Source organism: Streptomyces sp. NPDC043853, from assembly GCF_056436025.1.
This window is the reverse complement of sequence record NZ_JBWKDJ010000018.1, coordinates 1-12,126: the sequence shown is the minus strand read 5'-3', so window position 1 is coordinate 12,126 and position 12,126 is coordinate 1. Positions and strand designations below refer to the sequence as shown.

At 73.7% G+C, this 12,126-nt stretch carries 14 protein-coding genes; 7 read left to right on the top strand and 7 right to left on the bottom strand.

Features of this window, described 5'->3' with window-relative positions; genetic code table 11:
* Window positions 1-131: 131 nt before the first annotated feature.
* Complete coding sequence (locus AC067U_RS33055) at window positions 132-1,415, bottom strand: NAD(P)/FAD-dependent oxidoreductase (protein ID WP_478833514.1); 1,284 nt, start codon at window positions 1,413-1,415, stop codon at window positions 132-134.
* A gap of 292 nt (window positions 1,416-1,707) precedes the next feature.
* On the opposite strand from AC067U_RS33055, the gene AC067U_RS33050 reads away from it, so the two are divergent.
* Window positions 1,708-3,780 (top strand): SpoIIE family protein phosphatase, encoded by a 2,073-nt coding sequence (locus tag AC067U_RS33050; RefSeq protein ID WP_478833513.1) that lies wholly within the window; start codon window positions 1,708-1,710, stop codon window positions 3,778-3,780.
* A gap of 65 nt (window positions 3,781-3,845) precedes the next feature.
* Here the strand turns inward: AC067U_RS33050 and AC067U_RS33045 are convergent, their stop codons facing one another.
* Together AC067U_RS33045 and AC067U_RS33040 are read right to left on the bottom strand one after the other, a co-directional pair.
* Complete coding sequence (locus AC067U_RS33045; RefSeq protein ID WP_478833512.1) at window positions 3,846-4,850, bottom strand: MerR family transcriptional regulator; 1,005 nt, start codon at window positions 4,848-4,850, stop codon at window positions 3,846-3,848.
* A 107-nt stretch (window positions 4,851-4,957) separates the two neighbouring features.
* Entirely contained in the window at window positions 4,958-5,626 is a 669-nt protein-coding gene (locus tag AC067U_RS33040) for a HEAT repeat domain-containing protein (RefSeq protein ID WP_478833511.1), read from the bottom strand.
* A 124-nt stretch (window positions 5,627-5,750) separates the two neighbouring features.
* On the opposite strand from AC067U_RS33040, the gene AC067U_RS33035 reads away from it, so the two are divergent.
* From AC067U_RS33035 to AC067U_RS33020, 4 genes are all read left to right on the top strand, one after another.
* Window positions 5,751-6,467 (top strand): ribonuclease H family protein, encoded by a 717-nt coding sequence (locus AC067U_RS33035; RefSeq protein WP_478833510.1) that lies wholly within the window; start codon window positions 5,751-5,753, stop codon window positions 6,465-6,467.
* A 112-nt stretch (window positions 6,468-6,579) separates the two neighbouring features.
* Window positions 6,580-6,852, top strand: a complete 273-nt coding sequence (locus AC067U_RS33030) for a hypothetical protein (protein WP_478833509.1) — start codon at window positions 6,580-6,582, stop codon at window positions 6,850-6,852.
* A complete protein-coding gene (locus tag AC067U_RS33025) occupies window positions 6,849-7,220 on the top strand; it encodes a DUF6247 family protein (protein WP_478833508.1) in 372 nt (123 codons plus the stop codon). The genes AC067U_RS33030 and AC067U_RS33025 overlap by 4 nt, the downstream gene beginning before the upstream one ends.
* Window positions 7,217-7,498 carry a hypothetical protein gene (locus AC067U_RS33020; protein ID WP_478833507.1) on the top strand — a complete coding sequence of 94 codons (282 nt, stop codon included), beginning with the start codon at window positions 7,217-7,219 and terminating at the stop codon, window positions 7,496-7,498. Before AC067U_RS33025 ends, AC067U_RS33020 begins: the two co-directional genes overlap by 4 nt.
* Before the next feature lie 126 nt (window positions 7,499-7,624).
* On the opposite strand, the gene AC067U_RS33015 is transcribed toward AC067U_RS33020, so the two are convergent.
* The 3 genes from AC067U_RS33015 to AC067U_RS33005 form a co-directional block, all read right to left on the bottom strand.
* Window positions 7,625-8,326, bottom strand: coding sequence for a M24 family metallopeptidase (locus AC067U_RS33015; protein ID WP_478833506.1), 702 nt, complete (start codon window positions 8,324-8,326; stop codon window positions 7,625-7,627).
* A 354-nt stretch (window positions 8,327-8,680) separates the two neighbouring features.
* Window positions 8,681-9,547, bottom strand: a complete 867-nt coding sequence (locus AC067U_RS33010) for a hypothetical protein (RefSeq protein WP_478833505.1) — start codon at window positions 9,545-9,547, stop codon at window positions 8,681-8,683.
* 147 nt (window positions 9,548-9,694) lie between these two features.
* On the bottom strand, window positions 9,695-10,339 hold the full coding sequence (locus AC067U_RS33005) for a dihydrofolate reductase family protein (protein ID WP_478833504.1): 645 nt from the start codon (window positions 10,337-10,339) through the stop codon (window positions 9,695-9,697).
* Window positions 10,340-10,537: 198 nt separating this feature from the next.
* On the opposite strand from AC067U_RS33005, the gene AC067U_RS33000 reads away from it, so the two are divergent.
* Both AC067U_RS33000 and AC067U_RS32995 read left to right on the top strand, forming a co-directional pair.
* Window positions 10,538-10,753 (top strand): hypothetical protein, encoded by a 216-nt coding sequence (locus tag AC067U_RS33000; protein WP_478833503.1) that lies wholly within the window; start codon window positions 10,538-10,540, stop codon window positions 10,751-10,753.
* A gap of 160 nt (window positions 10,754-10,913) precedes the next feature.
* Window positions 10,914-11,921, top strand: coding sequence for an AraC family transcriptional regulator (locus AC067U_RS32995; protein WP_478833502.1), 1,008 nt, complete (start codon window positions 10,914-10,916; stop codon window positions 11,919-11,921).
* Between the two features lie 121 nt (window positions 11,922-12,042).
* Here AC067U_RS32995 and AC067U_RS32990 read toward each other — a convergent pair.
* Window positions 12,043-12,126: aggregation-promoting factor C-terminal-like domain-containing protein (locus tag AC067U_RS32990; protein WP_478833639.1), on the bottom strand; the 84-nt coding region annotated here is incomplete at its 5' end.

Here is a 12,126-nt window from a genome sequence, read left to right as displayed (position 1 = left end):
AGCGTTTCCGCCGCGCGGGCCCGGCGTTGTTCACTCCGGCGGATCAAGGGGAACGATGATCGGAGCGGCACGGCGGAACGACCTCGGCACGGCCCGTAGCCGAGCCGGTCGCGCGGAAGGAGAGGGGCCGGTCACGAACCCTTCCGTGACAGGTGTGCGGGTCGCGAGGCCGCCCCGCGATGCCTGAGGTTGACGGCCGAAGCCTTGGCCAGTGCCGCGGGGTTCAGGAATCGCAGCGGACCGATCAGGCGGGCGGCGAAGAAGTACATGTGCCGCGCCATCGACGCGTCGCGCGCCGCTGCCGAGAACACCAGCCGCTCACCGGGATTGAACGGACGCGCCTTGGCGAAGTCCACGGCCAGGCTCTGGTGGCCGCGCAGCCGGCGCCGGTGGGTGCGAGCGTACGCCGCGAGCGACTTGTCGAGGTCGCCCCGGCCGGCCGCGGCCGGGGCGACCGCCTCCGCCAGCCACTGCGCGGACTGCAGGGCCCACCCGCAGCCCACTCCCCACAGGGGGTCGCCGGTCAGGGCGGCGTCGCCGATGAGCGCGACGCCCGGTGCGGTCGGTTCGCGGGTGAGGAGCGGGTAGTCGACCGTGCCGATGATCTTCGAGACCAGCTCGGCGGAGTCGATGGGCGGTGCCTCGGGCAGGGCGCGGACGAAGGCCCGGAAGCTGCCCTCCAGGTCTTCCCGGAAGGCCGGCAGCCGCTTCTTGTCCGGGAGCACCGCGAGGACCGTCACCCCGTCGTCGTTCGGGAACGCGTACGCCATGTCGGGCTCCAGGAACCAGGTCTGCCCGATTCCCCCGTGCAGCGGAAGGTTGCGGAAGTGTGCCAGGTACCCGAACCGCGTGTTCTCGTGCAGTTGCGTGGGCACCTCGGCGAATTTCGCCACGGCCGAGTCCTTGCCGTCGGCGCCCACCACCAGGCGGGCCCGGATCTCACGCGCGCCCTGGGGCGTCGACGCGCGCACGCCGACGGTTCGCCCGGCTTCCCGGAGCAGCCCGGTCACCTGGTGGCCGAGGAGCAGATCGACACCGGGGGTCTTCGCCGCATGGGACCTGATCAAGGGGTCGAGGGTGCTGCGACGGATGTTGTACCCGTACGGCAGCTCGGGGCCCGCGGGCGCCGCCCTGGGCTCGATCCATCCCCAGCGGGTGTACCAGCGGGCGTCGTTGTGGACGGCTCCCGCCTTCTCCAGGGCGGGGACGAGGCCGAGTTCCTCCAGCACGGGGTGGGCGTTGGCCGTGATGGAGTGGGTGCACAGCACCTTGTACGCCGCCGGGTCCGAGCGGCGCTCCAGCAGTGCGACGCGGACACCGCGTCGAGCGAGCAGGATCGCCGCGGTGCTGCCGGCGAGGCTGGCTCCGCTGATGACGACGTCGTAGTCGGATCCCGCGCTGTCGGGCTTGGTCATGCGCTGATCGCCCCCTTCTGGGTGGGTGCCGTTCCTGTGGGTGGAGTGGAGTGCGGTGGTGAGTGCGGTGGTGCAGTGCCACTGCTGTCAGGAACATGACCGGTTGTCAAGGTGCGGTCCGTCGGCCCGTCGGTCCGTCGCACCCGTACACGGCACCCGCACGGGACGCCGTGCCGGGGTGAGCCGGACGGCGACCGGACGGCGGCGGAGTGGTCCTGCTCGCACCCGGACGGCAATGCCGTCCAGAATTGAAGGACGCGCCCGTGCGCCACCCTGCGGAAGGGGGTGCGCCATGCCACCGCACCGGCCGGCCGAGGAAGACGCCGCCGGCCCGATCCGGTCCGAACCGGGTTCCCTCCTGGAGCACGTCCCCGTCGCCGTCTTCGGCATCGACGGTCAGGAGCGGATCTGCTGGTGGGGACCCGGCGCGCGCGGCCTGTTCGGCCACGAGGCCGCACAGGTGCTCGCCCGGCCCGCGGCCGGGCTCTTCCCCGCAAGCGCCGCCGCTGGCGGGCTGCTGCCGGCCGCCCGGCTGGTGGAGAACGCCCGAACACTGGGCTACTGGCGGGTAAGGATGCCGGCCCGGCACCGCGACGGCACGGTCTTCGACTGCGGTTTCCGCGTGTTCCCGGTGACCGCGGCGGACGGCGCCTTCGCGGTGCTGGGCCTGGCCAGCCGCGGCGGGGAACTCGACCGCGTGAAGACGAACCTGTCGTTCCTCGACTCGCTCTTCGAGACCTGCCCGATCGGCCTGGTCATGCTCGACCAGGACCTGCGCTACGTCCACCTCAACCAGGCCCTCGCCGACATGGACGGACTGCCCCTGGCGGACCACCTCGGCCGCCGTACGGACGAGGTCATGCTCACCCACGACGGCGGCGCCTTCCGCACCCTCCTGGAAGGCGTCGCCCGCGAGGGCCGCACCGTGATCGGCACCCTGGTCGGCCTGCGCACCCCCGGCTTCCCCGACCGCGACCAGGTCCGGTCGGTCAGCCTCTTCCCGCTCACCGGAGCGGGCGACACGCGCCGCGGAGTGGGCGGCCTGCTGCTGGACGTGACCGACCGGGAGCAGGCCATCCTGGACGCCACCGCCGCCCGCCAGCGCCTGGACCTGCTGGACCGGGCCACCGCGCGGATCGGCACCACCCTGGACGTGGACGTCACCGCCCGTGAGCTGGTCGAGGCCGCCGTCCCCGACTTCTGTGACGGATCGGTCGTGGAGCTCGTACGGTGGGCCGACGAGCGCGAGCCGTTCGACCCGGCCCTCCCGCTGGTGACCCACCGGATCGCGGCCCTGACCACCCTCCCGCCCCCCGCCCCCGAACTGGTCAGCGGCCTGGAAACGATCACCTATCCACCGGGATCCAGCATCCACGACATGCTGCGCACCGGCCGACCGCTGAGCGTCGCGGTGAACGAGGAGTTCACCACGCGCACCGTGGCCCACCGCGAACGGGCCCGGCTCCTCCTGGAGAGCGGCCTCGCCAGCATCGCCATCGCCCCGCTCATCGCGCGCGGCACCGTCCAGGGACTCGCCATGTTCGGCCGTTCCGCGGCCCGCCCGGCGTTCGACGAGGCCGACCTCAGCCTGGCCGGCGAACTCGCCTCCCGGGCGGCCCTCTCCCTGGACAACGCCCGCCTCTACAGCCGCGAACGGGACATCGCCCTCACCCTCCAGCGGGCCCTGCTGCCCACCGCCCCCGTCGCCGGCCCGCACGTCGACCTCGCCCACCGCTACCTGCCCGGCAGCCGCATCACCGAGGTGGGCGGCGACTGGTACGACGCCGTCTCCCTGCCCGGGGACCGTGTCGCCCTCGTCGTGGGCGACGTGATGGGCCACGGCGTCCCCGCGGCGGCCGCGATGGGACGGCTCCGCATCACGGCCAAGGCCCTCGCCCGGCACATCGCCGACCCCGCCGACCTGATGACGGAACTCGACCGGTGCGCCCGGGAAACCGGCATCGAGTTCGCCACCTGCCTCTACCTCGTCTACGACCCCCACACCGGTCGGGCCCGCATGGCGAACGCCGGCCACCCACCCCTCCTGCTCCGGCACGCCGACGGCACGGTCGAGACCGGCGGCGACGGCCTCGGCGTCCCCCTCGGCGTCGGCGGCGTGGCCTTCCGGTCCACCGAGATCGAGCTGCCCGACGGGGCCGTGCTCGCCCTGTACACCGACGGCCTGGTCGAAACCCGGGGCCGGGACCTCGAGGCCGGGATCGCCGCGGCCGCCCGCGAGCTCGACGCCGGGACCGCGAGCGGCTCGCTGGAGGACGCGGCGGACCGCATCCTCGCCCGCATGCTGCCGGCCAGCGCCACGGACGACACCGTCCTGATCCTCGCGCGCGTCCACCGCGCCACCTGAAGCATCCGCGTCCGGGGGAGTGCGTGCCGCGCCGGACCCCCTGCGGGCCCACCGGGCGGGCTCCGTCACCGGGCCTCGCGCAGCCCCAGAACGTACGCCGCGGTGAGCGCGACGGCGCGGTCCCCGTCCCGCGACAGATCGGCGAGGGCACCCGACGCCGCACTCCCGGGGATGTCCGCGAGCGCCTGCGCCAACCGCAGCCGGGCGGACGGTCCGACGGCGCCGCGGCCGAGGCGGTCGACGAGCCCGGCGACGATGCGGTCCGCCGCCGGGGGATCACTGGCCAGCGCGCTCAGGGCATCGGCCGCATCGACGTCGTTCGCCTCCTCGACGATCATGTCGGTGAGTACCGGGACCGCCGCCACCACCCCGCGCGCCCCGAGGGACAGGGCCGCACACCGGCGGACCGCGCCGTCGGAGTCCGCGAGGGCCTCCCGCAGCAGCACCGTCGCCGCCTCGGAGGGAATCTCCGCGACGGCCCCCGCCGCACGTCTCCTCACCTCGGCCGACGAGGACCCCAGCCCCTCCGCCAACGGGGCCAGCGCGGCATCGCCCGCCTGCGCCAGCGCCCAGCGCAGGGCTCCGGCGACGTTCGGATCCGACTCGCCCAGCGCGGCCTCGGCCAGGGCCTCCACCGGCACCGCACCGCTCTCGGCCACGGACAGGGCCGCGCGCTGCCGTCTGCCGGGGCTCGCCGACCCCAGGGCATGGAGCAGCGCGATGGTGCGGAGGACGTCCTCCCACCCGGCAGGCTCCGCGGCACCGATCCGCCGGAGCCGCGTGAGCAGCTCCTTCTCCGCCGCGATGCGCTCCCGCGTCCGGCGGACCAGGTCCTCGACGAGACCGGCGGGCGCGAAGCCGGGATCGTCCAGCGCCCGCGCGACCTCACGCAGCGAAAGCCCCAGGGACCGCAGGCTCTCGATGTGGAAGATGCGCCGGATGTCCTCCGGGGAGTACTCCCGGTAGCCCGACCCGCTACGCCCCGTCGGCCGCAGCAGGCCGAGCTTCTCGTAGTGCCGGAGCATGCGCGCGCTGACCCCGGACCGCCGGGCCACCTCACCGATCAACACGGCCCGTCACCCCTCACGGCCCGTCACCCCTCACGGCCTGTCACCCCTCACTCCCTGCCCTCCTCACGGCCTGCCCTTCCTCACTGCCTGTCACCCCTCACTGCCCGTCACTCCGCCCCCGCGGCCGGGCCCACGGCCACGATCCGCTTCGCCTCCTCGACGGCGCACTCGAACCCGGCATCAGGGTCACGCATCAGCCGTTCCGTGGCGAGCGCGTGCCGGCGCACCCGGGCTACCGGATCCGCCAGCGCGGCGTCCAGCACCGGCACGGCCGCCTCGCCCAGCGCGACCAGCGCCCGGCTCAGGCTCAACCGCGTCTCGGGCCCGCCGCGCCCGAGCTGCGTCGCCAGCACCTCGGCCAACCCGGTCTCCGCGCCCTCCGGCAGCAGGACGCCCGCCGCCCGCCAGGCGCTCCGTGCCACCTCGTCGTCGGCGTCGGTCAGCAGCGCCCGTGTGATCTCCGGCCACACCCGGCGGTCCCCGATCTTGGACAGCGTGTGCAGGGCCTGGCTCCGTGCCTGCGCGCGCTCCGAGCGGAGCGCCTCGACCAGCCTCGGCACCGTCACCGAGGACGCGTGGCGGGTCAGCGCCCAGGTCAGCATGTCCCGCACGTGGAACACCGGCTCGACCGCGCACCGTTCGATCAGCGGGTCGACGGAGCGCGGGTCCGCGGCGGTCCCTACCGCCAGGGCCGCCCGCAGCCGCACCGACGAGCTGCTGCTCTCCAGTCCGCGGACCGCCAGCATCGTGTTCGTTTCCCCTTCGCGCATGGTCATCGGGACCACCTCCTCGGCGCCAGTGAAGGCCTTGTCACCGTGTCAAGGTCAAGCGGGCCGCACCCGGTCGGCCCGCGCGGGAGGCGTGGCTCCGTCCACTGCGGCGGTGAGGCATCATCGGGGGATGTCCGATCGCATCATCGCCGCCTGTGACGGGGCGGCCAAGGGAAACCCGGGCCCGGCCGGATGGGCGTGGGTCATCGCCGACTCCGAGGGCCGCCCCGAGCGCTGGGAGGCCGGCCCGCTGGGCCGCTCCACCAACAACATCGGTGAACTCACCGCCCTCCAACGGCTGCTGGAGGCCGTCGCGCCGGGAACCGCCCTCCAGGTGCGGATGGACTCCCAGTACGCCATGAAGGCCGTCACGCAGTGGCTGCCCAACTGGAAGCGCAACGGCTGGAAGACGGCAGCCGGCAAGCCCGTCGCCAACCGCGAACTGGTGGAGAGCATCGACGGGCTGCTGGCGAGCCGCGACGTCGAGTTCCGGTACGTGCCCGCCCACCGCGAGGACGGCGACCACCTCAACGCCATCGCCGACCAGGCCGCCAGCGATGCCGCCACGACCCAGGAGCCCGCCGGCACCGCCCTGGGAGCCGCCGAACTCCCCGTACCCGCGCCGGAACGCAGCGCGCCGGCCCGCCGCAAGCCGGGCGCGGCCCCTGCCCGCAAGACCTCCACCGCAGCCGCCCCGGGGACCGGATCGCGGGTCCTCAAGGCGAAGTTCAAGGGCACCTGCCCGTGCGGTCGGCCCTACGGAGCCGGCGAGCCGATCGCCAAGGTCGGGACCCGCTGGGGCCACCCCGACTGCCGCACCACCGCCGGGGCGTCCGAGGGGCCGTGACCCGCCGGCCGGCCCGGTGGGGGAGACCGGCCCGACGCCGGGGCCGACGGCGGGCACCAAACCCGTCAAGTGCGCTTGCGGTTGCGATACCCGATCGGGCAGGGTGGTGTCCATGACCGACACCCCTCGCGCCACACGGGTCGCCCTGGACCCGGAAGAGGCCGCGGAGCTGGACCGCCTGGCCGCGGCGGTGAACGCGCACGCAGAGGCCCTGGACCGGGCCCGCGCGGCGCTGGGGCAGGCCGCCGGCCGGATCGCCGCCCGCTACGACCGCGGCGGGCCGGCCGCGGTCGCGGCCCGGGTGGGCTGGTCCCGCCAGCACGTCTCGACCCTCGCTGCCGCACATCGCCGCGCCGACGGCACCGCGGGGGCGGAGGCGGCATGAGCACCGCCCCCGAGCCCTCCTCCGCCCGCCCGGTTCCACAGCCCGCCGCGACGGCGGAGGACCTGCGGTCCGCCCTGGCCCGACTCGCCCCGGACGCGGTGCCGACCTTCGACGCCGAGCGCGCCACCGCCGTGGCCCGCGCCCGCGAACAGGTCAGTTCCGCACCGATGCGCCGGTTCCTGCGCCAGTGGGCCCTCTACGTCGCCATCGAACGCCACCCGGACCAGGCCGCCCGCCTGCGCACCCTCGAAGACAGGGCGGCCCGCGCCACGTCCGTGGAGGAGGCCCGTAGCCTGGCCGCCGAGATCGGCCGCATTCTCGACCGGGCCGCGGCCGAGGCCGGCATCCCGCACGGCGGAGCCCGGTGACCGGCTGGCGCTGGGAATACGACCCCGACGCCGACGAGGTCATCAAGGGCCTGCCCGCCCACGTCACGGCCGAGGTGGAGCGCCTGGCCGACGAACTCGTCGCCCTCGCCGACGTCGGGGTCGACGTCACCGACATCGGCGAAGGCGGACGCCGAGGCGTCCCCGGAGGACTGCGCCGGATCCCCCTCCTCGGCGACGGCTGGTTCTACGCCCTGCCGCTGCCGCGCCTGCACCTGATCGCGATCGTGCGCGTCATCCCGCCCTACACCGACCTCTAGCAGGCCCTCCGGCTCCCCGGAGACCGCCCATGCGCCGCCCGCACGTCCACCGGACCGCCCGCACACGGCAACAGCCGGTGATGCCGTGCCGGCGGACGGCCACCGGTGAGCCGGGGCCGGCCGGAGTCAGGACAGGCCGAGGAGCTGCTTGTGGCTTCCGCCGTAGCCCCGCCGTTCGTCCACGAGGTGGATCTCCAGAATCCAGTGGGCCGGGCGCCCGTGATCCAGAGTGCGGCGCAGGGGCCGGTCGTTGTCCGGGCAGATGAACGCCTCGAACCGGGTGAACTCGGCGTGCGTGGCGGGAGCGGTGCCGGCCAGCCGCCCGACGTGCCAGCTGCCCAGGGTCCGGCCGGCCTTGCCGGCCAGGGCCCGGACCTCGCCGTGCAGTTGCCGGCCGGTGATGGTCTCGTCGCCGAGGAACACCCGCTCCGCCGCAGCGGCCACACCGGCCAGGTCCTCCACGAACCGGCGGCGCTCCGGACCCGTCCCGACGGCCAGGCTCCGGGCGAAATCCGTCTCGTACGGACCCAGCAGCGCCCCGAAATCCACCACGACCACGTCCTCCAGACCGATCACCCGCCCCGGCCACCGTCCCCCCACCAGCGTGTTCGGACCCGACCGGACCAGCCGACCCGCCCCCCGGCCCGCACGCTCCCCGAACACCGCCCGCGCCGACTCCGCGATCCGCTCGCCGGCCTCCCGCTCGCTGCGCCCCGGCGCGATCACACCGCCCGACTCCACCAGCGCGAACACCTGCTGCGCCATCCGCTGGCTCTCCACCAGCAGCAACTCGCGCAGCTGCACGTCCATCAGGTCCAACGTAGCCATCGCGCTTCCTCGCTGTCGGCCCTCTTCGTGCCGCCGGACAGGCGGTCACGGCCCCCGTCACCGCCGGCTGCCCCCGCCGGCAGCCGCACCCGGCGGGTACGGTCGTGCCGACGCCCGCCGGGCCGGGCACACCGACAAACGTGAACCGTCCGGGAGCGGCCCAAACACCGGCAGTCGCATCAAACCTAACAACGCCCGGCGCCGAAATCAGTAGTCGATCACCCAGCGTTCGACCGGCCCCGGACATCAGCGCTGGTCGGACCTACGAACCGCAGGACGCGGCGCGCGGCATGGGGCCGGCGGCCGCCGGCCCGCCGCGGCTCCCCGCTCCCTGGTCCGCCGACGCGCAGGCCACTACTCCGTCCAGTCGAGACCGAGTGCGTGAGCCAGCCGTTCCAGCGCCTTCTCGGTACGTGCGTAGGCGACGAGCTCGAAGTCGCCGAGGCCGGTGTTGTGCGCGACGATCACGTCGCGGCCGCCGAAGAACTCGGTCCGTGCTCCCATTTCACGCCACGGGAGGAAGCCCATGGGCTGGAGACCCGCCCGGAGCCGGGCAACGGCCTCGGGATCGACCGCGTCCTCCTCGGCGGTCCAGCCGTACGCGGCGGGCAGCCGGGTGACGGCGAGCTGGAGGAGGAACTCGGACACCGAGCGGCTCTGGAGCACCCATGTGTCCCTGCCTTCCTCGTCCACCCCGGAGACGAGCACCTGCGGGTCGGTGAGATGGGCGTGGGCCGCGGGGTAGCCCCACTCGTTGCAGAACTGGTTCTCGGCCATGAACACGCACACGCGCGGGTCTTCCCCCGGCCCGACGAACGGGTTGCCGTCGGACAGCCCCCCGGCGATGCCGTAGCCACTGGGGTCGGGCCGGACCGTGGGCGGCCAGATCTGGTTGGTCTCGTAGTCCTCCCATCGGTCCGCCACCGAGTTGAACGGCAGGTCCCACCACTCCTCCAGCGCCGCGGGTATCGCGAGCGCGCGGTCGACGTCCTCCGGCCCGTCACCGGCCGGGCCGCTCGATGCCGCGGCCCGCAGGTTCGCGACGTACGCCTTGTGCCCGTCCGCGACGCCCCCGGGCAGGCGCCCACCGCCGGAGGGCCGGTACCCCCACTCCTCCTGGAACCGGCGCAGCAGGTCCCACCGCGCACCGAAGTCCCCCGCACCCGCGCCGCGTGCCTGCTCCAGCCACTGGTGAAAGCGTCCGTAATCGATCTCCGTCACGAGCCGAGATCCTATAATCGGCCAACACTGAACCCTCCTCGGTGCGACGGGCCTGCCCGGCATGATCCGCCGGACAGGCCCGCCGCACCGGCCCGGGGGCGCAGCCGAACCGTGGCCGGCCGCCCTGCCGCCGGGCCCGGGTGGGCTTCAGTCGTCGCTGCCGACACCGCGATCGGGCGCGCTCATGTCCCCCGTCGCAGGCGTGCCGCCGGCGAGCCCGTAGCGCAGGTACACGGTGCCCTTCGGGCCGGCTGCCGGGGGCGCGAGGAGCGTGACGTTGGTGGGCACCACACCGTCGTGGAAGACCTTCTTCCCGACACCGAGCATGATCGGGTGCAGCCAGAGGTCGATCCGGTCGAAGAGCTTCTCGCGCAGGAGGGTCTGCACGAGGTTCAGGCTCCCGACGACCTTCACGTTCTCGTGCCGGTCACGGATCTCGCGCACCGCGCCGGCCAGGTCCGGACCGAGCTGTGTGGACCCCGCCCACGAGAGGTCGGGCCGGCCGCGGGAAGCCACGTACTTCGGGACGCTGTTGAAGAGGGTCGCGATCTCGTTGTCCTCGCCGCCCTCCTGGTGGGGCCAGTAGGCGGCGAAGATGTCGTACGTCCGCCGGCCGAGCAGAAGGGCGTCGGTCCCCTCGTACGCGGCTCCGACCTGCGCCCCGGCGACCTCGTCCAGCAGGGGCGCCTGCCAGCCACCGAACGGGAACCCCACGGGGTCCTCGTCGGGTCCGCCGGGCGCCTGCCCGACGAGGTCGAGGGTCGCGAACAGCTCGATGTGGATGAGGCCCATGGCTTGCTCCCGATGAGTCGGTTGTCTCCGTCAAGAGATAGACCCGCGGGTGCCCGCAGGCTCGTCGACGCGGCGGAACCCGGCTTCGCCCATCGCCTGTCCGGGGCGGTCGGCGAGGGCGGGTGGCGCTGGGCATCCGGGCAACCCCCTCTTCTCCGGCCGTGCCGATCGGGCCTTCTTGTCAGTACAGTCGTGCGCGTGGCGGGGGATGTCGGTTTCCGTTCCTGGAACGGCTACTTCAGCCCCGAGGGGAAGACACTCGCCGTGGAAACCGCCGACGAGGGCCTACAGTTGTGGAACACCGCATCGCACACCCTCCGAGGCACCCTCAAAGACCTCGGCCCGACCGTCTTCAGCCGAGAAGGCATCGGCTTCGCCCGTGACCGGGACATCGTCTTCTGGAAACTCTCCTGATCCCCTCCTGCCCCGGACCGGCAGCCGGGGCCTCGGCCGCGACCTCCGTCGGCCACTGCCCCGGCGGCCGGGCAGCGGGACCGGACGGCCCACCGAACAGGTTCCGCGAACGAGTTCCGCCCGCACCTCGGCGGGCGAAAGGGAAAGGAAGCGTGAAGCAGTGCTGGGAACCGTGTTCCGCGGCGAGGACGTACCCGCGCGCGAACGGCTCGACCGCTGGCGCGAACTGATCGACCGGACCCGTGCGACCGACGCGACCACCGACCATGCCGACGACTTCCGGGCCGAGCTGCACCGCATGGAGCTGGGGCCGGTGACCGCCTGGCGGACATCGATCCCACCGGCGCGCCTGCGCCGTACGGCCAGGAGCGTCCGCCGGACCGACCCCGACCTGTACCACTTGACGTTGGTACTCGAAGGAGGACTGACGCTGGTGCGTGACACCAGGCGCACGGAGACCGTCGGCCCGCTCGGACTCCTCGTGGACGACAATCTGCACCCGTGCGAGGTGTACGCGGACGACGCGGGCACCGCCACCGCCGACGGACGGCCCGGCCTCATCACCGGCGTGGGAGTCGACTTCCCCAAAGCTCTGCTGCCCCTGCAGCCGGGACGGGTGGAGGGCCTCCTGGGGCGGCAACTACCCCTGCACAACGGCATCGGAGCCCTCCTGACGGACTTCCTGACCGGTTTGGACCGGCAGGCCGAGCACCTCCGGACCTCCGACGGGCCCCGTCTCGGCACGGTGCTGCTCGACCTGGTGTCGGCCGTGTTCGCCCACACACTGCAGGCCGAGACGGTTCTGCCGGAGGAGACCCGGAACGCGGTCCTGGTGAGGCGGATCCGCTCCTTCGTCAGGCAGAAACTGCACGACCCGGAGCTGACACCGGCCGTGATCGCCTCCGCACACCACGTCTCCCTCGGCCACGTCCACCGCGTTTTCACGCAGGAGTCGCAGGGCGAGACGCTCGCCACGTGGATCCGCGCCCAGCGGCTGGAGAGGGCCCGCGCCGACCTGGCGGACCCCGCCCTGCGCGCCCTGCCGATCCACGAGGTCGCCGCCCGATGGGGCATGCCACGTGCCTCCGACTTCACCCGAGCGTTCCGCACCGCCTACGGGATGTCACCGAGGGAACACCGGCTCCGGTCCCGGGCCGGTCAACCGTGATGCGTGGCGCCGAGTAGTCCGTGGATGCGGAAGGCCCCGGTGGCCGGGCCTGGGGAGGCCGGCCGCCGGGGCCTGCGTGTGTCGTGGTGCGGCGTGGGGTGTGCCGCGGTGTCACCGGTGTTTAGTACCAGTGGTTGGCCTGCCAGAAGTTCCAGGCGCCGACGGGGGAGCCGTAGCGGGAGTTCATGTAGTCCAGGCCCCACTT

Excerpts from the sequence above, each read along its gene's own strand:
- AC067U_RS33005 (WP_478833504.1), bottom strand. The coding sequence starts at position 10,339 with ATGGGCCTCATCCACATCGAGCTGTTCGCGACCCTCGACCTCGTCGGG.
- AC067U_RS33025 (WP_478833508.1), top strand. The coding sequence starts at position 6,849 with ATGAGCACCGCCCCCGAGCCCTCCTCCGCCCGCCCGGTTCCACAGCCC.
- AC067U_RS33040 (WP_478833511.1), bottom strand. The coding sequence starts at position 5,626 with ATGACCATGCGCGAAGGGGAAACGAACACGATGCTGGCGGTCCGCGGA.
- AC067U_RS33015 (WP_478833506.1), bottom strand. The coding sequence starts at position 8,326 with ATGGCTACGTTGGACCTGATGGACGTGCAGCTGCGCGAGTTGCTGCTG.
- AC067U_RS33050 (WP_478833513.1), top strand. The coding sequence starts at position 1,708 with ATGCCACCGCACCGGCCGGCCGAGGAAGACGCCGCCGGCCCGATCCGG.
- AC067U_RS33035 (WP_478833510.1), top strand. The coding sequence starts at position 5,751 with ATGTCCGATCGCATCATCGCCGCCTGTGACGGGGCGGCCAAGGGAAAC.
- AC067U_RS33055 (WP_478833514.1), bottom strand. The coding sequence starts at position 1,415 with ATGACCAAGCCCGACAGCGCGGGATCCGACTACGACGTCGTCATCAGC.
- AC067U_RS33030 (WP_478833509.1), top strand. The coding sequence starts at position 6,580 with ATGACCGACACCCCTCGCGCCACACGGGTCGCCCTGGACCCGGAAGAG.